This window comes from Dolichospermum sp. LEGE 00240 (assembly GCF_015207875.1).
GTDB lineage: Bacteria > Cyanobacteriota > Cyanobacteriia > Cyanobacteriales > Nostocaceae > Dolichospermum > Dolichospermum gracile.
In genome coordinates, this window is the sequence record NZ_JADEVZ010000014.1 from 61174 (window position 1) to 87327 (window position 26154).

A 26154-nucleotide genomic window follows, 5' to 3' on the forward strand; every position below is an offset into this window, starting at 1 on the left:
AAAATACCAATAAAATAAGGGTGGACAAAATAGCCCACCCTCATTAGTTTTAAATGCTCTACACAATTTACACCAAACCACCAGCAGCTTGAAAACGAGCGCGTGCGCGTTTAAATGCCTGTGTTGCTTGTAATTGTGCCTTCCGGTCATCTGCGGTAACTTGATTTAAGCCAGATTGTGCTGCGTTAAAAGCATTTCGGGCTTCTTCTAGGTTAATTTTGTCACCACGTTCAGCACTATTGACTAGAATTGTGACTTCATCTTGATCAACTTCAGCAAAACCGCCTAAAAGAGCGATCGCTTGCCAACTAGCACTTTTGTTAGCCCGAACACGCATTACGCCTGTATCCAAGGCTGTCAGCATGGGAGCGTGTCCACTGAGAACACCTAACTGACCAGTAGTGCTAGGTAAAATTACTTCATCAGCTTCAGCATCCCAAACAGTTTTGTCTGGGGAAATTACACGAACAGTTAATGTCATTTGTTAGTTGTCCTTTGTCAGTTGCCTTTTGTCAGTTGTCAGTTGTCAGTTGTCAGTTGCATAAAAAACCACTGACTACTGACTAATGACTAATGACTAACCTTTGAGCTTTTCAGCTTTAGCCTTAGCTTCGGTGATATCGCCTACTAAGTAGAAAGCTTGCTCAGGTAAGGCATCCAACTCACCAGAAAGAATTTGTTGGAATCCCTTAATGGTGTCTTCCAACTTCACATACTTACCAGGAGAACCGGTAAATACTTCAGCTACAAAGAAAGGTTGAGACAAGAACCGTTCAACTTTCCGCGCCCGGGCCACAATTAAACGATCTTCTTCAGACAATTCATCTAAACCTAAAATGGCGATGATGTCTTGGAGTTCTTTGTAACGTTGCAGGGTGGATTGTACAGCCCGTGCAGTGTTGTAGTGTTCATCACCAACAATATTGGGTTGCAACATGGTGGAAGTAGAACCCAAAGGATCAACCGCAGGATAGATACCTTTAGCCGCCAAACTACGAGACAATACTGTTGTCCCGTCCAAGTGAGCAAAGGTGGTTGCTGGTGCGGGGTCGGTTAAGTCATCGGCAGGTACATATACAGCTTGAATAGAAGTAATAGAACCTTCGGTGGTGGAGGTAATCCGTTCTTGTAAAGCACCCACGTCAGTACCCAAAGTAGGTTGATATCCTACCGCAGAAGGCATCCGACCCAAGAGCGCGGACACTTCAGAACCAGCTTGCACAAACCGGAAAATGTTATCAACAAATAGTAATACGTCTTGCTTGTTGACATCACGGAAATACTCAGCCATTGTCAAACCAGACAAACCAACCCGCATTCTGGCTCCGGGTGGCTCGTTCATTTGACCATAAACTAGAGCAATTTTGGATTCATTGAGGTTATCTTTGTTGATAACTCCAGATTCCATCATTTCGTTGTAGAGGTCATTTCCTTCGCGTGTGCGTTCACCCACACCCGCAAATACAGACACACCACCATGTTGGGTAGCGATGTTGTTGATCAATTCCATCATGATCACGGTTTTACCAACACCAGCACCACCGAACAGACCGATTTTACCACCGCGTTTGTAAGGAGTTAATAAGTCAACAACTTTAATCCCAGTTTCAAACACAGAAGGTTTGGTTTCCAAATCTGTGAATTTAGGAGCGTCACGGTGAATAGGTAGAGATGCTTCCGCGTTTACGGGACCTTGCTGATCTACAGGTTCGCCTAAAACGTTGAAAATCCGTCCCAAGGTAGCCTTACCAACGGGAACGCTGATAGGAGCGCCAGTATCAACTACTTCTAAACCACGAACTAAACCGTCGGTGGTACTCATAGCAACTGCGCGAACTTGGTTGTCGCCTAGTAGTTGCTGTACTTCAACAGTCAAGCTGATGTGTTGTCCAGCTTCATTTGTACCTGTGATGGTTAAAGCGTTGTAGATTTGGGGTAATTTACCGCCGGGGAACTTAACGTCTACAACCGGACCAATTACTTGGGTAATGTAACCAATGTTTGTTTTTTCTGCGGTGGTGACCATGCTGCGCCTAAATGAATGAAGCTATTTTTCACAAGTGGGTTCGTTTAAGACCCCAGATCAAGCGATATCATCTTTTAGGTTAGCACTTAACGACTCCACCTTTGCCTTAAATTCATTATTAAGAACAGATCCCTAATTTTGGGAAAGTAGTTGGAGATTTCTGGTATCAACTACAAAAATGCTATCTAGTACAGCACGGCGGAAATAAACCAACCATTTTCAATCGCCAAAAGGCTTGCTCAATATTACTTTTGACTTTTGACTTCCGCTTTGCGGTACTAGTAGTCTGTCAACCCGAAAATGACGGGTGAAGGCAAGTAGGGGGAGAAGAGAGGCAACAAGGGTTGCATCTATAGGTGTTAAAGGGCTGTCGCTGCTTGGAGTCACAGGTAATGGTTGCATTTGCGATCGCTAACAGTCCATCTTCAACCTTAGCAGGTTCAATTTGATACCTCATGATGCGATCGCCCAAAATATGACTCTCACAGATTTAGGCGATGCCTTCGGCGAGCGCGGCTATCGCTTTCCCACAAAATGACAGATAACTTTAATTATCATCGTTGACTTATCTTGTTTGCCAGTTCAGAAGGACTAATAGATTCGTAATGTTCAAAAGGTTGATGAATCCAAGGATTATCAGCTAGATAATCAACGTGGTAATCAGGAACAACAACTGAACAAGCTTTATACCAAATTACAGCGGTGCGAATTTCTTGAATAGGAAAATCATCATGTTTCTGTAACCAGGGAACTGTTTGTTGAATAGTGATACCAGAGTCTACTAAATCATCTACTAGCAAAATCCGTGAACCTAAGTTTTCGCTAGTCATGGTTAATTGCCGAGAAATAATTAAATTACTTCTTTTATATGTACCTGCGCCGCTGTAAGATGAGGTAGATAAAATTGCTAATGGTTGATTGTATATGCGGGAGAGAATATCTCCTACTCGCAGTCCCCCTCTGGCTAAACAGACGATTTGGTTAAATTCCCAACCCGATTGATAAATCTTTACAGCCAATTGTTCAATTTTGTGGTGATAATCTGACCAAGAAATGTAAAGGTCTGACATAAGAGTAAAATAAGTGTGTTAGAGGTTGTTTGAACAAGTCTAATTTATTACTTGCGTTGGCGAATAGAAGTCGCGGAACTACACAGACAAAACCCATCTGTTCCTGCGGTCCCGTGAGGGATACATGGGTTTCAATCCCTTAATTTTTTGTTAGTCCACGCAGGTGGACTTTGTTTGTGTAGTAGCCTATCCCTAACGGGAGCCGGAGGCATCTTTCTCATCGCCGTCAACTTTTCAAACAGTTAATAATTGTTAATTATCTATTGTCTATTGTCAATTCATAAGGGTGTCATTTATGGTTAAAGATAATTCTCATAATAATGATTTTCATCAATCTCTGTCCAGTGAAAAATTAGATTTTAAAACTAAATTAGCTTATGGGGCTGGAGATTTCGGTCCGGCTATTACTGCAAATATTGCTGTATTTTATCTGCTGGTTTTCTTTACCAATGTGGCAGGAATTCCGGCGGGTCTGGCAGGTAGTATTTTGATGATTGGCAAAATCTGGGATGGTATCAATGACCCTATGGTGGGAATGTTGACTGATAAAACCCAATCCCGGCACTGGGGTCGTCGTTTACCTTGGCTATTATATGGGGCAATTCCTTTTGGTTTTTTCTTTTTCCTGCAATGGATTGTTCCCCAATTTACTGCCGACAAAAGTATTAATGTCTGGTATTTATTTTGGTATTATGTGGTAATTGGGATTGTCTCTCAGGTATTTTACACTGTTGTGAATTTGCCTTATACAGCCATGACTCCTGAATTAACTCAGGATTACGATGAACGGACTAGTTTAAATAGTTTTCGCTTCACGTTTTCCATTGGTGGTAGTATTTTATCGTTGATTTTATCAAAAATTATTTTCTCACAAATTAGCGATCGCCAACAACAATATTTAGTTTTAGCGGCTGTGTGTACGGTGATTTCGGTTTTATCCTTGTATTGGTGCGTTTATGGGGTGCGCGATCGCATTTTGGCTTTTGAAGCAAAACGGATTTCTTTGCCACAGGAAGCCGAAATTCCCTTTTTGGAACAGCTAAAAATTGTCTTTAGTAATAAACCTTTTTTGTTTGTAATTGCCATTTATCTTTTTTCTTGGTTAGGTGTGCAAATCACAGCCAGCATTATTCCCTATTTTGTCGTTAACTGTATGAAGCTGAAAGAGGGAGATGTTCCCACAGTCATGATTGCAGTTCAGGGAACGGCTTTATCTATGCTATTTATTTGGAGTTATTTAAGTAAAAAGATTGGCAAAAAACTGGTTTATTTCTTAGGAATGAGTTCCTGGATTATTGCGGCTGCTGGATTGTTTTTCTTACAGCCAAATCAAATTGGATTAATGTATGTTATGGCTGTAATGGCAGGTGTGGGAGTTTCCACCGCATATCTAATTCCTTGGTCAATGATACCTGATGTAATTGAATTAGATGAATTGCAAACTGGACAACGACGGGAAGGAATTTTCTATGGTTTCATGGTTTTATTACAAAAATTTGGTTTAGCTTTTGGGTTGTTTTTGGTCGGTAATACTTTACAAGCTTATGGTTTTAAAGAAGCTGTGGCTGGGCAAAGTTCTTTACCCATACAACCGGAATCAGCACTTTTAGCAATTCGGATTGCTGTTGGACCCATACCAACAGTTTGTTTAATTGCCGGGTTGGTTTTAGTCTATTTCTATCCCATTACCCGCGAAATGCACGCGGAAATCATGTTGAAACTGCAAGCACAACGGGAGAAAATGTAAAGATTTAAAAGTTCTTTACCCGCTGGTAAAGAATAGTGAACAGAGTTGAAAATTTTTTGGTGGGCAACACCCACCTTACATAATATTGCAAAAATCAAATATTATTTCCATCTAAATTATCTCTTCGATGTTATAATTAATTTTAAGTTAGATGATCAATAAGTAAATCTCTCCAAACAAATACTAGAGAAAAAACCATGACATCATCTCTTTATGAAACAGATCACAACCAATGGACACAAGATACTATCCAACACATCCAAAACCGTAATTTTGACAGCATAGATTGGGATAGCTTAATCGAAGAACTAGAAATTATGGGAAAAAACGACAAACGCGCCATAATTAGTCTGTTGACCCGTGTTCTAGAACATCTCCTAAAATTGTCTTACTGGGAATCTGAAAAAACAAGATCCGGTAATCACTGGGCTGCGGAAATTGTCAACTTTCGCGCCCAAATTCAAGGGCGTTTGGAAGATAGTCCTAGTCTTTATTCTCAATTACAAACGTTCTATGAAAAAGCTTATCCCGTCGCTATCAAATCCGTTTCTAAGTTATGTCCACTTCCCCCAGATGCTCACATTAGCCTTTTGCAAGCCCTAGATGACAACTGGTTTCCGAATGACATCTCAAATGATTAAATATCACAGTATTCAACAGCAGAGACAGATACAATTTACATAATGAATGTTACACAAGAACAACTAAAACTCAAACTAACACAGGCTTTAGTGGCTGCTTTTGGTACAGACTACACCAATACAGATCCAATTTTGGTGGCTGCCAGTAATCCTAAATTTGGTGACTATCAAGCTAATGTGGCTTTATCCCTGAGTAAAAAGTTAGGAAAGCAACCGAGAATTATCGCTGGAGAAATTGTCAGTAAATTAGATGTATCTGATATTTGTGAACCTCCAGAAATCGCAGGTCCCGGTTTTATTAATCTTAAATTACAAACATCTTACTTGGAAGCACAACTTAACTCCATTCAAGTAGATACTAGATTGGGAATACCCACAGCGAAAAATCCCCAAAAGCAAATTGTTGATTTTTCCAGTCCGAATATTGCTAAAGAAATGCACGTTGGACATTTACGTTCTACCATTATTGGTGATTCTATTGCCCGGATTTTAGAATTTTGTGGTCATGATGTTTTGCGGTTAAATCATGTTGGTGATTGGGGTACGCAATTTGGGATGTTAATTACCTATTTGCGGGAAGTTTATCCAGAAGCACTGACTACCGCAAACGCTTTAGATATTGGGGATTTAGTTAATTTTTATCGCAAAGCCAAACAGCGATTTGATGAAGATCCGATTTTTCAAGAAACTTCCCGTCAAGAAGTTGTGAGATTACAAGCTGGTGCGGAAGATACACTTCATGCTTGGAAATTGCTATGTGAACAATCTCGACAAGAATTTCAAATCATTTATGATTTACTGAATATCGAATTAACAGAAAGAGGTGAATCTTTTTATAATCCTTTATTACCAAAAGTTGTTAAAGATTTAGCAACAACGGGATTACTAGAAGAAAGTCAAGGGGCAAAATGTGTTTTCTTGGATGGTTTTACAAATAGGGAAGGTAGTCCTTTACCCTTAATTGTCCAAAAAACTGACGGTGGTTATAACTACGCAACCACAGATTTAGCAGCATTAGGTTATCGGATTCAAACAGATAAAGCCCAGCGAATTGTTTATGTGACAGACGAAGGACAATCTAACCACTTTGCCCAATTTTTCCAAGTCGCAAGAAAGGCAAATTGGATTCCTGATGATGTGGAATTAGTTCATGTTCCTTTTGGTTTAGTATTAGGTGAAGATGGGAAAAAATTTAAAACTCGTTCTGGGGATACTGTGCGCTTACGAGATTTATTAGATGAAGCTATTAACCGCGCCCGTGCAGACATAGAAAAGAGATTACAAGAAGATGGCCGCACAGAAACGGAAGAATTTATGCAAAATGTCGCTGAAGTAGTGGGGATTAGTGCGGTTAAATATGCTGATTTAAGCCAAAATCGCACCAGTAGTTATGTCTTTAGTTATGACAAAATGTTATCTCTCAAAGGCAATACAGCCCCTTATCTTCTCTATGCTTATGTGAGAATTCAAGGTATTAGTCGTCAGGGGAATATTGACTTTACCAACTTGGGAATAAATCGCCAAATCTTGCTAAAAGAAGATGCAGAATTAACTTTAGCTAAACATCTGCTGCAACTTGATGAGGTAATTAAGGAAGTAGAACAGGATTTATTACCAAATCGTTTGTGTGATTACTTGTATCAACTCAGCGATAAGTTTAACAAGTTCTATGAAAATTGCCCTGTTCTCAAATCTGAAGAACCTGCCAGAACTTCGCGGTTAATGTTGTGTGATTTAACTGCAAAAACTCTCAAGTTGGGATTATCTTTGTTGGGAATTAAGGTTTTAGAAAGGATGTAATATAGAAGCAGTAGGGGTTTAGCATTCTTCAACAATTAGAACCCAAACCCAACAAAGCAGAAAATGGACAAGGTATTGCATATTGCACCAAATTTATTATCTCAAATTTTGAAGGAGGAGACAAATAAATGAGTTATAAATACACATTTCCAGCAGCACTAATAGGGGTATCAATCGCACTGGTACAGCCGCAAATAGCAAGGGCAATATGTAGTAATGATCAAGTAGATACAATTGGCAAGGAAATCACTGTTTTAATTGATAGTGAGTCCCCTGGTTCTGGTGTGATTATTAAACAAATAGGCAATACTTATACTGTAGTTTTAGCTTTTCATCCTGAAAATCCTTAAATCCTGGATATCCTGATTCAGACAATTGACATACACGGATACACCAAGAGAATATTATTTTTAAGACTCACCCTTTAGTCAAAAAGTCATTCCCCCCCATTTAGGGTTGATTGTGACACAAATTTGACATTAAAAGTCTATTAGTTTCCGCAACTGCTGTAGATGTAACCTTTCTCTGCCTTTCTCTGGTTTTGGGGATTAGTCATTGGCAAGATTAACCTTCATAATTCATAGCGCCTAAATATTTAGTTAAAAACGGCGAAAAAACTTCATAAATCAAAGTTAGCGGTTGTCCATGATGCCAAAACAAATAATGACGACCCCAAAAAGGTCCTTTTTCCTGAAAACCTGACTCTAACGCCTCTGAGTTACCATAATAAATACCTTGGACATCTCTATACAATTCAGTCCGTAACCGTGCTAGACTTGCCCAAATTGGTAAAGACTTGTTTTGTAAATACTCATCTACGTGACTTGCTTCCCACCAAGAAGCAGCATAATATAATCGCTGTCCAGAGGCAGTTCTTACCCACACCTGTCGGCGTACTCTTGGTCCCGGTAACATTTGAATTATATCCGGTGCATGATCTGAATTCATACCAATGGATGACATATCAATCACATCAACTTCCGTCGGCTCACCAGTCAGCAATTGAACGTGCCGAGTCGGAGAACCATCACCCAAAAGCAATAATTGCCAGGTTGGAGCTAACTGAGTGTGAGGTAAACCCTTTTTAACAACTTCTTCCCCACCTTGCCATAAGGGAGTTAGGCAATGCCAAGCAGTTGGCAAGATTACGTTATCTGTCGGATTAAAAATAGTAGTCAATTTTCTTTACAAAAGTTCATCTATCTATATACTATAGCGATCGCATTTGATTTAGAGTTCTCCAATTAAAAAAATATCCCAAAATTTATGGTGGTGCGGGCCGAAAAGCCCGCTAATAATACAAGAACGGGCAAGATGCCCATCCCACGAGATTGGATCATCTTTTTTGTGGAGTTCTCTTATCAATACTCCTAATTTCTCCTTCTGCCTTTGCGTGAGATCAAAAAATGTGGTTTATTTCCCCGAAAATCTTTGTAATACTTAAAAACCCGCTGCTATAGTCATTTTTCTGACCTAACAGCGGGTTATTTACATTCAAAATGCGGATGGCGAGACTCGAACTCGCAAGGGCTATGCCCACACGCACCTCAAGCGTGCGCGTATACCAATTCCGCCACATCCGCGCGGTTTTGAACACAGATTGTAGTATAACATAAAAAATCTCTCAAACACAAGATTTTTCAAATATTTCCCAAATATTTTTTGAATGGGTATGAGACTAACAGAAATATAGTTGCAGCACAAGTCATATTAAAAGGTCTAGGAAAGATGCCACATAATCTAATAGTCTGTTAAAAATTATGTTTGGGGATCTCCTGTCACGATTTACAGTAATGCAACAGCTTTATGTCAACAGGATGGGAGAAAATGTGAATCTACTGGTACTGATATCGTAACTAGAAAATGAAATTTGACAAAATATTAATTGCCAATCGAGGGGAAATAGCCCTTCGCATTCTCCGAGCCTGTGAAGAAATGGGAATTGCCACAGTAGCTGTTCACTCGACTGTTGACAGAAATGCTCTCCACGTCCAACTTGCAGATGAAGCGGTTTGCATTGGTGAACCTGCCAGCAGTAAGAGTTATTTGAATATTCCCAATATTATTGCTGCTGCACTAACGCGCAATACTAGTGCCATTCATCCTGGTTATGGTTTTTTATCAGAGAACGCCAGATTTGCCGAAATTTGTGCCGACCACCACATTGCTTTTATTGGTCCTAGTCCTGAATCTATCAGGCTCATGGGGGATAAGTCCACAGCCAAAGAAACAATGCAAAAGGCTGGTGTACCTACAGTTCCCGGTAGTGAAGGGTTAGTAGAATCAGAAGCAGAAGGATTAGCGATCGCCAAAAAAATTGGTTATCCTGTGATGATTAAAGCTACCGCAGGCGGAGGCGGTCGAGGAATGCGGCTAGTCCGTTCCGAAGACGAATTTGTCAAACTTTTCTTCGCCGCACGGGGGGAAGCCGGAGCAGCTTTTGGCAACGCAGGCGTTTATATAGAAAAATTTATTGAACGTCCCCGCCACATTGAATTTCAGATCCTAGCGGATAACTACGGTAATGTTATCCATCTGGGTGAAAGAGACTGTTCAATTCAGCGTCGTAACCAAAAACTCCTAGAAGAAGCCCCTAGTCCTGCTCTTGACCCTGACTTACGGCAAAAAATGGGCAAAGCTGCCGTTAAAGCCGCCCAGTTTATTAACTACACCGGAGCAGGAACTATTGAGTTTCTTCTAGATAAATTCGGTAAGTTCTATTTCATGGAAATGAACACCCGGATACAAGTTGAGCATCCAGTCACGGAAATGATTACTGGTATAGATTTAGTGGTTGAACAAATTCGCATTGCCCAAGGTGAAAGACTAAAGCTCACACAAAAAGAAGTGGTTCTGAGAGGACATTCCATTGAATGCCGGATTAACGCCGAAGACCCAGATCATGATTTTCGTCCGGCCCCCGGCAGAATTAGCGGTTATCTTCCCCCTGGAGGACCAGGAGTGCGGATTGATTCCCACGTATACACGGACTACCATATCCCCCCTTACTACGACTCTCTCATAGGTAAATTAATTGTGTGGGGACCAGACCGAGCCACCGCCATTACCCGGATGAAACGCGCATTAAGAGAATGTGCCATTACAGGAGTCCCTACAACCATTCCCTTTCATCAAAAAATTATGGAAAACCCACAATTTTTAGAAGGTAATATTTACACCAGCTTTGTCCAGGACATGAAAATGCAGTAATTAGTTATTGGTCATTGGTCATTGGTCATTGGTCATTGGTCATTGGGAAAAACAATATTTATTCTTCCTTCTTTCTCCGAATTCCGAACTCCTGACTCCTGACTCCTGACTCCTGACTCCTGACTCCGAACTCCTAATTACTTGTCTAACATGGTCAGTAACCCTTGCTGACCTAGCAAAATTTCCCGGATAAAGCTGAAAATCGCCACCAAAATAATCGGGGTAATATCCACACCACCAATAGGTTGTACAAACTTCCGCAACGGGATTAAGAAGGGTTCAGTCGGCCAGGCGATTAGACTAAAAGGCAAACTATTGAGATTGATTTGGGGATACCACGTTAGAATAATGCGGAAAATAAATAAAAACGTCATCACTCCCAAAACCGGACCAAGAATCCAAGCAGTCAAGTTAACACCAGTCATGTTGTTTAGCTACCATCTGTGAGAGAATCCAAAACTTGGGCGCAAGTTGATAAACTTTAAGTTTTGTAACGTATTCTTCCCTCAATTTTAACTAAATAGTGCCATTTTATTGTGAGAATAGAAAAACAAAGTTATTGACTTGGGATCATCAATCAAGTAAGTACCAAGTTAGATGTGCGGTATGTACTTAATTGAGATACATTCAGGAAATCGTCAACCCTGCATGAGTGGGGTTTCCCAGCACTCGATTGTATTACATCCGACCAATAACCCTGATAATCCTGTTTTACTTTTCAAGAAAGTAATCCAAGATTAAAATGAAAATAAACTGTGTAAAAAAAGGTTGAGAACTATGACACCCTCTTTAGCAAATTTTCTTTGGAGTCTCCTTTGGGGGACTGCGATCGTCGTTATCCCTGCTACCATTGGTCTAATTTTCATTAGCCAAAAAGATAAAATCCAACGTTTTTAATTTTTGGGACTGGGGACTGGGGACTGGGGAAGCATCTTCTTTTTCTTTCTTCTAGACTCCAGTATTCCTCTTCCACAATATTATGACTGGTTAAAATAGTGATAGTAAGTGTAACTCGTTAATATAGATTTGATATTAGGAAAACACCAATGGTTAATTTGGGGCTGAACTCAGCCAGTGTTTTGGCTCAGGTGAATTTTGGAGCAAACTCAGCCAGTATTCTAGGAATTTTCCTAGCTGTAGCTGGAGCAGCATTGTACTTTCTTCGTTCTGTCCGCCCAGAACTCTCAAGAGATCAAGACATCTTTTTTGCCGCAGTTGGCTTGTTGTGCGGCTTTATTCTCGTATTTCAAGGATGGCGACTTGATCCAATTTTGCAATTTGGTCAATTGCTTTTGGTCGGTTCTACAGTATTTTTTGCTGTCGAAAGTATTCGTCTGCGAAGTATCGCTACTCAACAAGCAAAACGAAATACTCCCATCGTGGACGATGAACGCGAGGTTAGCAGAAAATATTCTTATTCTGAGCGGCGCAACTATCAAGCTGAGATGGATGCGGATTTAGAACCGCTACCCTATGAAGAAGACGAAGAAGCCCCTCAGCGTCCGAGAATTCGCGGTAGTCGAGACGAACGTTCTACCCGTGACGACTATTACGAAGATCAGCCACCACGCAGTTCACCAAACCCACGTACCAGGGAAAAACCAGAATCACCAGAAAGAAAGCGTCGTAACAATTCTGGGCGTTCAGTCGGTCGTCCCAGTGAGGGTTATGAAGATGAAAATTGGGGTTCTACTCCCAAACCAGTTGACGATTGGGAAACTTCAAATTCCCAAGATGCAGTGAGAAAACCAGCACGTCGCAATAACACTGGCAATAATCGCCCTCAACGTCAAGAAAGTCGTGAGGATGATATTACCCCTACTCCTAGACCCAGAAAACGTCGTCCACCAAGAGATTCAGTTGCTCCCAGAAGACAGGATGATGATGAAGCTATCCCAACGGAATATGTTCCTTACAATCCCATTAACAAGCCAAATAACGAGCCAGATAATTCCGATTTTGATGATGACATTTAACACTTTTGGGGTTGACGACGGAAAACAGTAATGTGAAAACATTTACACCTAGCTTCTGGCTCCAAAAGTCAATTTATTGGAGCCTAATTTTTGGTTTGACAAGTTTGCTGATATCTTGTAATGCTGATAATATCCCTCTGGGAGTTACTTCTCTGAATAGCCGATATACTGAAGAACAACCTGCTATCAGTGGTAATGGGCGTTTTTTGGCTTTTGTCTCCAATCGGTCTCGTTATCAGCAGTTGTTATTATACGATTTAGAAAATCAAAGTTTTATTCCTACACCGAGATTAAACAGGCAGTCGGTAATTATAGAAAGTCCTAGTTTGAGTTATACAGGACGTTATATTTGTTATCTTACCAGTGATCAAGGTAGACCTGTTGTTGCACTTTACGATCGCGCTTCCCAACAATCACAAGTTTTGACCCCTACTTATCGTGGTTGGGTGAGAAATCCTAGTATCAGTCCTGATGGTCGTTATATTGCGTTTGAATCCTCTAGTCGTGGACAATGGGATATTGAAGTTCTTGATAGAGGTCCAACTATTGAGTTAGATATTCCTAATGGTGCAAGGGTGTCAACTGAAAATTGACCGTTGGAAAATTTCTACACTTACTTATTCTCTAACTGAATATTTCAAGTGCATACCGCTATAATATTTATTACCAATAAAAGCTAACTTTATGCTCCCTACTCTGAAGCAATTTGGTATTTTAACTGTATTTATGTTTTTTGTTCTTTCGACAAGATACCTAACTGTATCTTCGGTTCTCTATTGGTTGCTTTGGGTTCGTCGTCCCCCCTCTTGGGAGGTTCGTCGTCTCTATGATATGCACCAACGCAAGAGTAAAATGAAGAGTGAAATCAAATGGTCTCTTTTTTCCTGCTTTATTTTTGCATTACCAAGTGCTTTTATGATCGAAATGATCAACTTGGGATATACCAAGGTTTACTTAAACTTTATGGATTATGGTTGGGTTTATTTACCTTTGAGTCTATTTATATATTTGATTCTCCACGACACTTATTTTTATTGGACTCATCGCTGGTTGCATATTCCTAGTATATATCGCCGCTTTCATCAAGTCCATCACGAATCTATCAACCCTACACCCTGGACTTCTTTTTCTTTTGATCCTGTTGAGAGTATGATTCAGGCAATTATCATTCCCCTGATGGTTTTTATTATTCCCATTCACATTAGTATGGTGGGATTATTACTAACGTTAATGACGATATTTGGTGTTGTCAATCATACGGGTTATGAAATTTATCCGTATTCATGGATGCGTGGTTTTTGGGGTAAACATTGGATTACACCAACGCACCATAGTATTCATCATCACAAGTTTAATTGTAACTATGGTCTTTATTTTCGGTTTTGGGATAAATTAATGAACACCGATGGAATGGTCAAAACGCAGATAAACGCAGATAAACGCAGATAAATTTGTACTTCGTTAGACGAGGAAATACTATAAAAGATGATGGTTTTTGAGGAGAAATAGAGCTTTTTCCATTTTATAATTGAAAATCTGGATATAGAATTATGTTCGTTCTAACACTGGTAATAGAAAAATAATTCTCAACTACTTGGCAAATAAAAAATCATCTGCTATATTTAGGTCATACCCAAAAACCTAATCCCCTAATCCCCTGTCCCTACGGGGATGTAGAGACGTTCATCAGAGCGTCTCTACTCTTTTGTATTCATATTGCTATCAGGTTTAGGGAGAAAAACTTTCTTAAATTTTGGATCTTGAATCTTCAATCCAAAATCCAAAATCCAAAATCCAAAATTTAAAATCTAAAATCTAAAATTCAGTTGCTTCCTAGCTAATCAGCATTAAGAATTTTGGGAACTCGGAAAAAATCTCCTTCCTGTTGAGGTGCACTGTTGAGGATTGCTTCTCGTTCGGCATAGGGTTGGAGAATATCTTCTCTGGTGACGTTGCTAACATCAATAGCTCTGGTTGTCGGTGCTACGTTGGTGACATCCAGTTGATTTAGTTGTTCTATATAGTCTAGAATACCACCCAGTTGAGTGGTAAATTGTGCTTCTTCGTCTGCTGTTAATTCTAAACGAGCGAGATTAGCGACTTTACGAACTTGTTCACTATCAATCATAATTTGTTAATTGTCAGTTGTCGGTTGTCAGTTGTTCGTTGTCAGTTGTGAGGCAAAATTTTACAACCGACTAATGGCTAATGCCTAAGTTAAAAGAATACGTCAATTTGCGATCGCCCGGTGGTTTTTATCCAGTTCTGAGCTTCAATATAGTTATTGGGAGCCATACGAATCGCTCTAATCCAATAATCCGCTGCTTGATCAAGTAATGCTTCACCACCGTCATTATCCCCTGCTTCCTTAGCTCTCTCACCTTGAAAATGATAAATCACGGCAATATTATTCAAGGCTTGGGGTAATTGTGGATTTAACTCAATGGCCTGATGATAATACTCTAAAGCCTTATTATGATCGCCGTTACTGGCATAAATTAAACCCATGTTATAAAGGATATAACTCCGATCATTAGAGTCTTCCTCCATTTCTAAGGCTTCTGTATAGTAGTCTAGTGCTTCGGCATATTCGCCTTCTGCCTGTGCGGACATTCCATCTCGATAATAAACAAAGGCTTCTTTCGCCTTTTTGTTGGTTGGCAATATCTTGAGAATGATATCTGCCATTACTGTAAAGGATTTGTCAACAAAGTTATCGTTTTTCTGTGTTCTTGGCATATTTGTCTCTATGGTTGCTTAATTGCAGCATACCGCTAATTTAACTAATTTTTGGAGGTTTGAGTTATCCCAAATTAATATGAAGCTTCATGAAGTAAGATTTCCAGAATTATTGACCGCAGATAAACGCAGTTAAATTTTAAATTATTTTGTTATTTTGTTTCCATTTCCGAAACGGAAGTAAATACTATTGTATAACCGAGTTAAGTTAACTATTGCACACAAGCCACACCCAGCCGCGATGGTAAAAGAAATAGCAGTTCGCACCACTGGACTCACTAAGCAATTTGAAAGACATATTGCTGTCAATGATGTTGACTTAGAAATCCATACGGGTGAAGTTTACGGATTAATTGGTCCTAATGGTGCAGGTAAAACCACCCTAATTCGGATGTTGGCCACTGCTGAAGAACCCACTACGGGGGAGATTTATATTAATGGCGATCTTCTTCTTCGAGATCAAAACAACCTAAAACTTAAACGTCGTCTTGGTTATTTACCCGATGACTACCCACTGTATGAAGATTTGACAGTTTGGGACTATTTAGATTATTTTGCCCGATTGTATCACTTACAAGGAAAGCGTCGTACCCAACGTCTGTACGAAGTTTTAGAACTAATTCAACTGGGTAATAAACGACATAGTATGATTTCTACCCTCTCACGGGGGATGAAACAGCGTTTAAGTTTAGCCCGCACCATTATTCATGAACCAATTTTACTACTTTTAGATGAACCTGTTTCGGGACTTGATCCTATTGCGCGGATGCAGTTCCGGGAAATTATTAAGGCTTTGCAAGAAGCCGGCATGACAATTTTAATTTCTTCTCATGTACTTAGCGACTTAGCAGAGTTATGTACATCCGTAGGAATTATGGAATTAGGTTTTTTAGTGGAAAGTTCTTCACTCAAACATCTCTATCAACGTCTTTCCCGACAGCAGATTTTTATCTCTACCTTGGGCAATATAGATATATTAGTGAGTGAATTAAAAAATCATCCCTTAGTGGAAGAATGGGAATTAATACTTAGTCAAAATAGTGTGCGAGTAAATTTTTCCGGTAAACCAGAAGATTCGGCTGATTTATTGCGATCGCTTGTCAGTGCAGGAATTCCCTTAACAGAGTTTCATTGTACCCAAGAAGACCTAGAAACTATTTTCCTCAAATTAGGTCATAAACAAGCATCATAGATAATTTTGGATTTTAGATTTTGGATTTATCTTCTGCACAAACTTAAAAATTGTTCCCAAATAAAACTTCTCAACTTTTAGAGGTATTGACAATGTTACTAAATTTCATAGACAGAGTTGGAGAATTAAACCCCCAGTTATTTCGAGAACTAAAAGGCAGATTCAAACCCTTTAACCTGATCATATCTATTGGGTCTTCTTTGCTACTACAACTCATAGTTTTCATATTTCAATTCCGAGAATTTCCCGATGAAAACTACTATCTCCGAGCAACCTACTGCACCTTGCGAGAAGTATACCAAAATCAGGAACAAGAACTCTATAAACAACAAAACTTACTCAACCAAAAAATAACTAATTATCAGCAAATTCAATTATCAGATAATACCATAATTCCCAATTTAGAAGCCCAACTTGAGCAAGTTCAAACCGAACTAGCTGACCTTCAGAACTATTTATCGAAAAATATTTGTCCTTTAGATAAAATAGACTGGCAATTATGGTGGCGAGATCATTGGGAATACACATTTTTATCATTGAGTGTAATTTTCATTTTTACCCTCTTAGTTGGCGGAACTTATTTATTAATTAGTGATTTAGCCAAAGAAGAACAACGAGGAACATTAAACTTTATTCGCCTAAGTCCCCAGTCAGAAACCAGCATTTTAACTGGAAAAATTCTCGGAGTCCCCAGTTTAATTTATCTTTTTGTCCTCACAGCCATTCCTTTGCATTTGTGGGCTGGACATTCTGCTAAAATCGCCTTGAGTTACATTTTTAGTTATTATGCCGTGATTGCCGCAAGTTGTCTATTCTTCTACAGTACAGCCCTGATTTTTGGTTTAGTGAGTCGTTGGTTCGGCAACTTTCAACCTTGGTTAGGTAGCGGTGCTGTACTTGTGTTTTTGTTTATGACAATGACAATTGTATCATCTTCTAGAGACTTCAATAATTCCTTAACTTGGATTAGATTTTTTAGTCCCTGGGATATCACCAATTATCTATTTCCTAATCTGTTTCGTTCCTATAAAGATTCATCAATCAGCCCAATCAGACAATTACAATTTTTCTATTTACCAATAGGACAAAATTTCCTTACCTTAGTCGGCTTTCATTTAGTCAATTACGGAATTTGTTCCTACGGTATTTGGCAAGCAATGAAACGCTGCTTTCGGAATACAGATAGCACAATATTGAGTAAAAAACAAAGTTATTTATTTATAGCCTTTACTCAGGTAATGTTTTTGGGATTGACCATAGGTGCAGTTGAGAACAAATCAGATATGGGGATCATAGTCCTCATGGCTTTACTCAATTTTGCCCTAGTTCTAATTTTAACTATTGTGCTTTCACCTCAGCGGCAAACTATCCAAGATTGGGCAAGATATAGACACCAAAATCATCGAGATAAATCTATATTACAAGATTTAGTATTTGGTGAAAAAAGCCCAGCTATTGTTGCCATAGCAATTAATCTATTAATTGCTACCACCCCGATAATGATCTGGATTCTGTTCTCACCTACTAATTTTTATAATGGTAGTGTTGATAAGAATAAAGTCATATTAGCTATGGTTTTAGCTTTCACACTGATGTTAATGTATGCCACAATTGCTCAATTGATGCTACTCATGAAACATCCCAAGCGTTATGTATGGACAGTGGGAACTATTGGTGTAGCAATGTTTTTACCATCAATTGTTCTTGCCGTTTTGGGTGTTAGTCCTTCAAAACATCCCATTTTGTGGTTATTCTCCACCTGTCCTTGGGCAGCGATAGAATACACTCGGACGACAACAATTTTTCTGGCACTTTTGGCTGAGATAACAGTTGTAGCTTTGTTAAATTTCCAATTAAATCGCCAAGTCAAAGTTTTAGGAGAATCCGCAACCAAAGCACTATTAACGGGACGATAATGGTTAGCGACTAGTAGAGTTTTACCGATAGGAATAATATCTGATTTTTGTATTCCTATCGGTGGATATTAGCTAATTCTTCCTCAAGCTCGAATAGCATACATATTGAACATCTTGAGTGTAGACGGGATCATATTATTGGGATCTATTATAATCCTAAAACCTTGATTTTCAAGAAGAGTTTGTATTTTACTTATTCTTCCTTCTGTATCTTGCACTTCCAGAACAATTTGTTGAATTTTGTTCCAATCACTTTGATTAATGCCATTTAAAACTTCATATTCTTCTCCTTCTACATCTATTTTTAATAAATGTATAGTTTTAATGGCTAATGAATTAATTACAGAAGATAATGTTTTTATTTCGCATTTTACTTCCTGACTCTGAAAAAAACAATCAACTATATCTTGATTTAGAGCCGTATTCATAACTGCTCTTTGATTTACTTTTTCCCAAGGTTTGCTTGTTGAATTACCAGCCATATTTGGGTAAAAAGTAAATGTCTTTGCAGAAATATTTTCAGTGCCTAACCCATGATTGTATAGAGATATATTAGGAACAGAATGAAGGTTAACATTAGCTTTTAGAACCTCAAATATTGGCTTTACTGGTTCAAAAGCAAATATGTTAAATTGCTTTTGCAATGTACTCAAAAATATAGAAAATAATCCAATGTTAGCACCAACATCAAAAATGCAGTCTTTATCATTTATAGTTATACCATGTTTTAAATATTCTTTTTCAATAAAAATTTCTTTATATATAAATTCTGTTTCTGCTTTACTAAGATAGAATAAATCTAGATTGTTGGGTAGAATCATCTTTTTCATAATCTTTTGCTTCCTGTATTTTGTAAAAAAAATCAATTTCTTGCTTGCAAATCGCGTTTTTATCTAAAGGAATAGTTCACACTATTTATTCTATTGCTTGAGTCAGTTTTATTGATTTAAAACAGGCTTACCAGTAGATACAGCCTGTTCCACAATATCAATTGCTCGCTTTGTTCCCCCTGCTTTTTTAATTGCTGCTCGTAACCGCAAAGCATTTTTTCTATAACTATCTTCTGTCAATACTTTTTTAATAGCAGTCCGTAAATTATCAACATTAACTTTTTTCACAGGAATAGCTTCCCCACATCCTGACCAAACTATACGAGAAGCTACTCCTGGTTGGTCATTAGCAATAGGAATTGCTACCATTGGTACACCATTGGTTAAACATTCCAATGTAGTATTTAATCCTGCATGAGTAATAGTTAAATCTGCTTTTTCTAATAATTTTAATTGCGGTGCATAACGAACTACTAAAGGATTTCCTACTATTCCTTGCAGAACTTCAGGATTAGCCGAACCACCCAAAGAGATTACTAATTGTGCATCCAACTCTTGACAAGCCTCGGCAATTTTTTGGAAAACTGGTAATAACCGATTTTGTAAAGTTCCCATAGAAGCATAAATTAAAGGTTGTCCTGTTAATTTATCAAAAGGAAAATTAGCAACTTCCCGACCAATTGCACTATGATATGGTCCTGTAAAATGAAACCAATTAGGTAAATTTTGCCGAGGAAATTCTAATTCCGCAGGTTGTTGACTAATTTGAGCTAATTGAGAATAACGTTGATTTGCGTTAGAATATGCAGGTAAATTTTTCTCTCGACGATAGTTGTCTATTAATTCTGTGATAGGTTGAGTAGCCCGATTTAATAATTGATAACCTAATTTGTTCCGCAGTTTCGCCCACAAAGCTGGGCTATAAGACCAATTTGTCATGAAAGGGGGAACACTTGGTTCTCGATTTAAAACTACAGCACTACAAATAGTAATAAAGGGAAGACCAGAAACATCTGCAATAGTCCCTCCATATGACATAGTTTGATCTATTAATAGTGCTTCTATACCTGCGTCTTTGATAACAGTTGGGGCATCCCTGAAGGTAACATTAGTATTATCTCTAAACAGAGTAACAGTATATTTTAGTGCTTCTTGTCCGCTTAACTCTCCTAACTTAGCCATAGATGCTTCCGTTGAACCCAGGGGACATTCCGATTCACCAATAACTCGAAATTCTAAACCGGCTGCTTGTGCCTTGGGTTGGGCATCAGGAATACCAATTAAGGTAACACGATGCCCACGCTGTTGTAATTCTTTTCCCAAAGGTAGTATTGTGTTCCAGTGTCCGGTAGATGCAGGACACATTAAGCCATAATGAGTCATAATCGTATTTTCTGGTTATTTATAATGATATATACCAGAAAACTGCCCCATAAATTCAATACAGATCACTGTAAGTAGGTGAACAAAATGAAACCGAGGGGTATTACGTTTTGTAAAATGGCTGAAACTCAATCAAAACATCGCATTGAGACAACTTTACATACCTTTAAATTTTTCTGTTCACTTACTTAGTAGATTGGGATCTATGTTTAAAATACCTTATAAATGTAATATCATTGCGTCAGACTTTTAAATAGTCAGTACCAAGGCAGTTATGATTAAATCTTGGATGATAATTGGCACTATAGCATTCTTAGTAGGCTTCGCTGGTAACTGGATTACACCCAACCAGAGTCAATGGTTTCGGCATTTACAAAGACCGAAATGGTTAACCTTTGAATCAGCAATTCCCCTGATTTGGACTATAATTTTTATCTGTGGTGCTTGGTCAGCTTATATTATTTGGGAACACAGCCCAAATACCGATATAACTCGCTTAATGATGGGTTTGTACCTACTTCTAGAAATATTTACCATAGCCTATAGCCCCATAATGATCCGTCTTCGCAGTCTCATTGCTGGTACAATCATTGGTGGCACTGGACTACTAATTTGTATATTAATCACCCTTGCAGTCTTATCCGTATCGCTGTGGGCAGCATTACTATTATTACCTTATTTAATTTGGAGTCCCATAGGTACATACACCACATGGCAAATGAGTCGTCTTAATCCGCAAGATGCTTAAAGCAGGAAAGTTGAAAGTCTTAATGATGTTTGACCTTCAACTATTTACATTCTGCCTTTGCGTCTTTGCTCCTTTGTATCTTGGCGCGAAAAAATACTCTTTTACAAAACAGAAGATTTATTTTCTGTAGTCTGAATGAAAGTTTGAAAATCCCCATTAGGTGTCCATTGAATCGCACCATCTTTACCAGTAAAGAAAAGTTTTGTTTCTCCTTTACTCAAAGAAGATAATGTTTTCCTATCTAGGTTATTAGCAGGAGAAATAGCTATTTGTGGTTTGAGTGCTAAAACTAAATCTTGCAAAGATTCTGATGGACACCATAACACCTGGGGAGAAGACAAATCCCCACTTTTAATTAATTCTTTAATTTGTTGAGATTTAATATTCCCTACTAATAACCAACTTTGACCAAAAATTTGTAACTTTAAAATCGGTACTTGGTCATTAATTAATTGTGCTGTGATTGTGGAAGTATTTATAGGTTGTCCAACTCCTAAACTTTGATAAATTCCTTGCTGTTTTTGGAGTTCCTGTTGTAGTAATTGAGTTGCAATATTGTCCTCCAACATAGGAGCATATTCATACAAATTTTTAATTGGTAGACTTTGCATAATTTCCAACCAAGCATCATTAGTATAACCTGTAAACTTACTAGCGATCGCCCAATTAATCTGATTTATCCCTTGCTGTCTCAAAAATGGTAAAATCGTAAATCTACCCGTACCTTCATTTCCCCCATTAATTACCGCAACATTCCCCCGATCTTGAATTACTAAAACAGGTTCAGTTCTCGTATCTAACAAAGTAATTCTCACCAAATTATTAGCAGAATGCCAAATGGGAACAAGTACCAAACCAACTGCTATGAAACCTGCAAACCACCAACGTTTTTGCCACCATTGGACTAAGCACACTAAAATAATTAAAAGATAGATAGTCAACATTTGCAAAATTGATATACTCCCAACTGCCACCAAACTACCTGGCAAATTAGCAAAAAATTCCACCATTTGAATTAATAAATGGGTTGGATAATATAAAAAACTGGCTAAAGTGCTACCTAAATCTGGGGAAATTAAACTTACCAAACCGCTAATCATGCCCCCAATACTAATGATAGAAATAAATGGTGTTGTCAAAATATTTAGAGGCACACTATAAACAGGAATGACACTAGAAAACTCTAGCAGTCGGGGTAAAGTCCAAATCGTCGCTGCTAAAGGTACAGATATTAAAGAAGCGATCGCAGGTGGTAGCCAATCTAAACGTTGGGTGATTGCAGATGCACTGACAATTAATCCCAAAGTCGCTAAAAAACTCAGTTGAAAACCTAAATCCCAAATCCAGAGAGGATTAAATAACAATAATAATGTTGCGGCTATTAATAAAGATCCCAATTGCTTCACATTTCTTTCTAAGGCCAAACCCAACAAAGCGGCAAAACCCATAATTACGGCTCTTAATACTGCGGGTTGAAAACCTGATAAAAACAGAAAAGTAATTAATCCCAAGCTACCAAGAGTAATTTGTGTGGCTTTATTTGTACGTCTTGTTAGCTGTAAAACTACACCCAAAATTAGAGAAGTTTGAAACCCAGATGCGGCTAAAGCATGGGCTAAACCTGCTTTTACGAATAAATCCCGGATATCATAGGGTAAATCAACGGCTTTACTACCTAAGACCATTGCACTAACAAGGGGACCTTCAGGAACACCTAATAAACGAGATTGCGATCGCCCAATCTTCTCACGAACTTGCCACCATCCCCAAGGATGTTCATCATCCAAAATATTAATCTGCCTACCAATTAAACCTGCAAAAGTCCCCTCCTGCCGCAGATACTTCTGAAAATCGAACCCACCAGGATTAGAAGCCGCAGTCGGCTTATACAAAAATCCAGTCACCGCAATTTGTTGTCCAGGATATAAACCAGTAGATTGCAATATCGGCACAGTCACATATAACCTACCCGTCACCCCCTTGGGAATCCCCCCCGCTTCCTGACCCTCTTGCAGCGGCACTAGTTCCCTCCGGGACGCTCCGCGAACGCTATCATTTTTCACCTCATCTAACTGAGTCGCTGCTAACCAAAACTGTCCCCGTTGACTCCGAGTTACGCGGGGATTACTATCCACCACCCCCCGCACAATCACCAACTGTTCAAGATTACTATTATCCCCAGCCGCAAACTGACTAATATCCTTAATTCCCGGTTGAGGAACACGCAATTGCCAATAAACAGTAGCCAACAAACCCACCAACCCAGATATTAACCATATTCTCGGATGGGGAGTACCTATCCAATTATTCGCAACAGCCTTAGTTTTGCCAACAGCACCTTCTTTTTTAACAGCAAACTTCCGCAGATTAGCATATATGCGGCGAAAGAAAACCGCTCCAACCACACCCAATACCAGAATCCATGCACCACCCCAAGGAATTGCCGTAAACAGCAACCCCAAAATATAACTAAAACAGATAATTACACCACTAGTCTGCATCATAAAAACTTAATTGCCAAAGCACCCAGTTCAGAGAATACCGCATAAAGATTTAACCTGCCTGGGAAAGATATAACCCACATTCCGCACCCCCAGTGTCACAATCGGTAATTATGGCTAACGCCACGCTCCGCTATCGGATTTTTGAATACTTTGATGATAATTTTGATACAAAATCGTCGAAATCTTAGGTGGCGAACTGCTTGCAGCAGCGCTTCGCTATCGCCGATCTCAAATCCCCAAACGACCATTTTTCGTTGTGTGACAGTTTAGGGTGCGGAAGGTCGGATATAATTCATCTTTAGCAGCTTTGGCAATCACAATATCACAAAGAAATCCCCAAATTAAACCCTAAAACAGCATGAACAAACATAATTACCAGTGCTGTAGTCCCTAAATAAGCATGAACCCCACGAAACCCAGCCTTATCCCCAAAAAATCCACTCAGAGAAATTACACCATTAATCAATAACAATATCAACACCAGCGAACCAGTCCAAAAATGAGGACTTTCAAACAGTGGTTTTTGCTGCATCACCAACGATAAAACCCCACCAGTATAGCCACCTGCCAAAAATACAAACAACCAAGGAGCTAATTGACGATGAGCATTACGGCTTTGAATAGCTGCATCCTTCTCCAGCAACTTACCACGCCAACCTGTAACTCCCACAAAAGTCCCCACCACAAAAATCACAATCCCCATCATCGCTGGATGTCCCCAATGCACAACCACATCAGGAACACCCAGAGAACGAAACCAACCCGCAATCGGTTCTAAAACTGCACTTATATTCATCATCTGACACACACCACTATATTTAAAATCAACTTTTTCATCCCTAGCTAACTACAATTTTTACAGAAAACTGATTGCAAACCCAATCCTTCCCCACAAATGAGGAGGGACTACAGGTGGGGTTTTATCCCAACCAACAGCCGATTAGCATAACGATACGTAATTGAGCCAGATCCAATCAGCAAAAAGCAAAATCTGTAGGGGCGCAGGGACTGCGCCCTTCCTAATGTTCCACCCTGGCGATAAACACTATACTATTCAACTAACCGTATTTTTCAGCAACGGAAAACCTAACTTTTCCCTTTGCTCAACATATAAATGAGCCACCTTCCTCGCCAAATGCCGAATCCTAGTAATATAGCGAGTCCGTTCCGTCACCGAAATCACCCCCCTGGCATCCAGCAAATTAAAAGCATGAGAACACTTAATCACATAATCCAAACTAGGTAAAACCAAGCCTCTTTCCGTTAACTGACTAGCCTCCTGCTCATATAAACCAAACAAAGTCAGTAGCATCTCAGAATTCGACGCTTCAAAATTATAAGTACACTGTTCAATCTCACCCTGAAGATGAACATCACCATAAGTAATATTATCCGTCCACTGAATCTTAGTAATAGCCTCCACCTGCTGGAGATACATCACCAATCGCTCCAAACCATAAGTAATCTCAATAGACACAGGACGGCAATCAATACCACCACATTGCTGGAAATAAGTAAATTGAGTAACTTCCATCCCATCCAACCAAACTTCCCAGCCCGTACCCCAAGCCCCCACCGTCGCATCTTCCCAATTATCCTCCACAAACCGAATATCGTGGTCTTCAGGACAAATACCCAACGCCCGTAAAGAATCCAGATAAATCTCCTGAATATCATCCGGTGAAGGCTTAATCAAAACCTGATATTGATAATAATGCTGAAACCGATTCGGATTTTCCCCATAACGTCCATCAGTCGGACGACGACAAGGTTCAACATAAGCCACAGCCCAAGGTTCAGGACCCAAAGCCCTCAAAAAAGTATGGGGATTCTTAGTACCAGCGCCCTTCTCCATATCATAGGGCTGGGCAATCAAACAACCACGCTGCCCCCAAAACTCATGCAATATCGCTATTACCGACTGAAAATTCACTATCTACCCTTCCTTAAGTCAACAATTCCTAACCCATTGTGGACTAAACCCAGCATCGTGAGTAGTTTTCAGGCGAATAAAAAACAAACTGAAAAATAGTTTGCCAAAGTAGTTGACAAAGCAAAGTAGATTCGATATATTAAGTAAGTGCCGAACAGAGCAGCCAAAAAGAGGCGACACTAAACAGCACACCGAACCTTGAAAATATTATAGTTTGAAAGCCAGAATACAACAAGTACCCTGCGTCAGAAAAATCAAATAACCTGACCGTGGTTGTAAAAACGGTTAAGAAAGAGCTAATAACAGACGAACCAAAATGGAGAGTTTGATCCTGGCTCAGGATGAACGCTGGCGGTATGCTTAACACATGCAAGTCGAACGGTCTTTTCGGAGATAGTGGCGGACGGGTGAGTAACGCGTAAGAATCTACCTTCAGGTT

24 protein-coding genes, 1 tRNA gene and 1 rRNA gene are annotated in these 26154 nt (G+C 39.2%); 13 read left to right on the forward strand and 13 right to left on the reverse strand.

What is annotated here, in order from left to right:
- Positions 1–67: 67 nt before the first annotated feature.
- The 3 genes from atpC to IQ226_RS06945 form a co-directional block, all read right to left on the reverse strand.
- A complete protein-coding gene (atpC, locus tag IQ226_RS06935) occupies positions 68–481 on the reverse strand; it encodes an ATP synthase F1 subunit epsilon (protein WP_193893780.1) in 414 nt (137 codons plus the stop codon).
- A gap of 96 nt (positions 482–577) precedes the next feature.
- Entirely contained in the window at positions 578–2026 is a 1449-nt protein-coding gene (atpD, locus tag IQ226_RS06940; RefSeq protein ID WP_193893783.1) for a F0F1 ATP synthase subunit beta, read from the reverse strand.
- 554 nt (positions 2027–2580) lie between these two features.
- Positions 2581–3096: a phosphoribosyltransferase gene (locus tag IQ226_RS06945; protein ID WP_193893786.1), complete on the reverse strand. Its 516-nt coding sequence runs from the start codon at positions 3094–3096 to the stop codon at positions 2581–2583.
- A gap of 295 nt (positions 3097–3391) precedes the next feature.
- Between IQ226_RS06945 and IQ226_RS06950 the strand changes: the two genes are divergently transcribed.
- From IQ226_RS06950 to IQ226_RS06965, 4 genes are all read left to right on the forward strand, one after another.
- Positions 3392–4843, forward strand: a complete 1452-nt coding sequence (locus tag IQ226_RS06950) for an MFS transporter (RefSeq protein ID WP_193893789.1) — start codon at positions 3392–3394, stop codon at positions 4841–4843.
- 197 nt (positions 4844–5040) lie between these two features.
- Positions 5041–5484 carry a DUF29 domain-containing protein gene (locus IQ226_RS06955; protein ID WP_193893792.1) on the forward strand — a complete coding sequence of 148 codons (444 nt, stop codon included), beginning with the start codon at positions 5041–5043 and terminating at the stop codon, positions 5482–5484.
- 42 nt (positions 5485–5526) lie between these two features.
- Positions 5527–7284 carry an arginine--tRNA ligase gene (argS, locus tag IQ226_RS06960; RefSeq protein WP_193893795.1) on the forward strand — a complete coding sequence of 586 codons (1758 nt, stop codon included), beginning with the start codon at positions 5527–5529 and terminating at the stop codon, positions 7282–7284.
- Positions 7285–7412: 128 nt separating this feature from the next.
- Entirely contained in the window at positions 7413–7634 is a 222-nt protein-coding gene (locus tag IQ226_RS06965) for a hypothetical protein (protein WP_193893798.1), read from the forward strand.
- Positions 7635–7848: 214 nt separating this feature from the next.
- Here the strand turns inward: IQ226_RS06965 and IQ226_RS06970 are convergent, their stop codons facing one another.
- Together IQ226_RS06970 and IQ226_RS06975 are read right to left on the reverse strand one after the other, a co-directional pair.
- Positions 7849–8463 carry a chorismate lyase gene (locus IQ226_RS06970; protein ID WP_193893802.1) on the reverse strand — a complete coding sequence of 205 codons (615 nt, stop codon included), beginning with the start codon at positions 8461–8463 and terminating at the stop codon, positions 7849–7851.
- A 321-nt stretch (positions 8464–8784) separates the two neighbouring features.
- A tRNA-Leu gene (locus IQ226_RS06975) sits at positions 8785–8867 on the reverse strand.
- Between the two features lie 280 nt (positions 8868–9147).
- On the opposite strand from IQ226_RS06975, the gene accC reads away from it, so the two are divergent.
- Positions 9148–10494, forward strand: coding sequence for an acetyl-CoA carboxylase biotin carboxylase subunit (gene accC / locus IQ226_RS06980; protein WP_193893805.1), 1347 nt, complete (start codon positions 9148–9150; stop codon positions 10492–10494).
- 137 nt (positions 10495–10631) lie between these two features.
- On the opposite strand, the gene IQ226_RS06985 is transcribed toward accC, so the two are convergent.
- The gene (locus IQ226_RS06985; protein WP_027401501.1) at positions 10632–10919 is read right to left on the reverse strand and encodes a YggT family protein; all 288 of its coding nucleotides are present in this window, start codon (positions 10917–10919) and stop codon (positions 10632–10634) included.
- Between the two features lie 352 nt (positions 10920–11271).
- On the opposite strand from IQ226_RS06985, the gene psbX reads away from it, so the two are divergent.
- From psbX to IQ226_RS07005, 4 genes are all read left to right on the forward strand, one after another.
- Positions 11272–11391: a photosystem II reaction center X protein gene (gene psbX, locus IQ226_RS06990; protein ID WP_193893808.1), complete on the forward strand. Its 120-nt coding sequence runs from the start codon at positions 11272–11274 to the stop codon at positions 11389–11391.
- Positions 11392–11540: 149 nt separating this feature from the next.
- Entirely contained in the window at positions 11541–12470 is a 930-nt protein-coding gene (locus tag IQ226_RS06995; RefSeq protein ID WP_193893810.1) for a Ycf66 family protein, read from the forward strand.
- Between the two features lie 32 nt (positions 12471–12502).
- Entirely contained in the window at positions 12503–13063 is a 561-nt protein-coding gene (locus IQ226_RS07000) for a PD40 domain-containing protein (protein ID WP_193893813.1), read from the forward strand.
- Between the two features lie 91 nt (positions 13064–13154).
- Positions 13155–13919, forward strand: a complete 765-nt coding sequence (locus IQ226_RS07005) for a sterol desaturase family protein (RefSeq protein ID WP_193893816.1) — start codon at positions 13155–13157, stop codon at positions 13917–13919.
- Positions 13920–14307: 388 nt separating this feature from the next.
- Here the strand turns inward: IQ226_RS07005 and gatC are convergent, their stop codons facing one another.
- Complete coding sequence (gatC, locus tag IQ226_RS07010; RefSeq protein ID WP_193893819.1) at positions 14308–14598, reverse strand: Asp-tRNA(Asn)/Glu-tRNA(Gln) amidotransferase subunit GatC; 291 nt, start codon at positions 14596–14598, stop codon at positions 14308–14310.
- Positions 14599–14687: 89 nt separating this feature from the next.
- Complete coding sequence (locus IQ226_RS07015; RefSeq protein ID WP_053539450.1) at positions 14688–15209, reverse strand: photosystem I assembly protein Ycf3; 522 nt, start codon at positions 15207–15209, stop codon at positions 14688–14690.
- A gap of 241 nt (positions 15210–15450) precedes the next feature.
- On the opposite strand from IQ226_RS07015, the gene IQ226_RS07020 reads away from it, so the two are divergent.
- Both IQ226_RS07020 and IQ226_RS07025 read left to right on the forward strand, forming a co-directional pair.
- Complete coding sequence (locus tag IQ226_RS07020) at positions 15451–16401, forward strand: ABC transporter ATP-binding protein (protein WP_193893844.1); 951 nt, start codon at positions 15451–15453, stop codon at positions 16399–16401.
- A gap of 92 nt (positions 16402–16493) precedes the next feature.
- Entirely contained in the window at positions 16494–18317 is a 1824-nt protein-coding gene (locus IQ226_RS07025) for an ABC transporter permease subunit (RefSeq protein WP_193893822.1), read from the forward strand.
- A gap of 83 nt (positions 18318–18400) precedes the next feature.
- On the opposite strand, the gene IQ226_RS07030 is transcribed toward IQ226_RS07025, so the two are convergent.
- Positions 18401–19147, reverse strand: a complete 747-nt coding sequence (locus tag IQ226_RS07030) for an FkbM family methyltransferase (RefSeq protein WP_053539448.1) — start codon at positions 19145–19147, stop codon at positions 18401–18403.
- A 108-nt stretch (positions 19148–19255) separates the two neighbouring features.
- The gene (locus IQ226_RS07035) at positions 19256–20530 is read right to left on the reverse strand and encodes a glycosyltransferase (RefSeq protein WP_193893825.1); all 1275 of its coding nucleotides are present in this window, start codon (positions 20528–20530) and stop codon (positions 19256–19258) included.
- Between the two features lie 274 nt (positions 20531–20804).
- Between IQ226_RS07035 and IQ226_RS07040 the strand changes: the two genes are divergently transcribed.
- Complete coding sequence (locus tag IQ226_RS07040; protein WP_193893829.1) at positions 20805–21278, forward strand: TspO/MBR family protein; 474 nt, start codon at positions 20805–20807, stop codon at positions 21276–21278.
- Between the two features lie 101 nt (positions 21279–21379).
- On the opposite strand, the gene IQ226_RS07045 is transcribed toward IQ226_RS07040, so the two are convergent.
- From IQ226_RS07045 to glyQ, 3 genes are all read right to left on the reverse strand, one after another.
- Complete coding sequence (locus tag IQ226_RS07045) at positions 21380–23782, reverse strand: ComEC/Rec2 family competence protein (RefSeq protein ID WP_193893832.1); 2403 nt, start codon at positions 23780–23782, stop codon at positions 21380–21382.
- Positions 23783–24104: 322 nt separating this feature from the next.
- The gene (locus IQ226_RS07050) at positions 24105–24581 is read right to left on the reverse strand and encodes a DUF4079 domain-containing protein (protein WP_193893834.1); all 477 of its coding nucleotides are present in this window, start codon (positions 24579–24581) and stop codon (positions 24105–24107) included.
- A gap of 255 nt (positions 24582–24836) precedes the next feature.
- Positions 24837–25715, reverse strand: coding sequence for a glycine--tRNA ligase subunit alpha (gene glyQ / locus IQ226_RS07055; protein ID WP_193893836.1), 879 nt, complete (start codon positions 25713–25715; stop codon positions 24837–24839).
- A 313-nt stretch (positions 25716–26028) separates the two neighbouring features.
- Here glyQ and IQ226_RS07060 point away from each other — a divergent pair.
- Positions 26029–26154: ribosomal RNA gene (locus tag IQ226_RS07060) — 16S ribosomal RNA — on the forward strand; the annotation flags it as partial.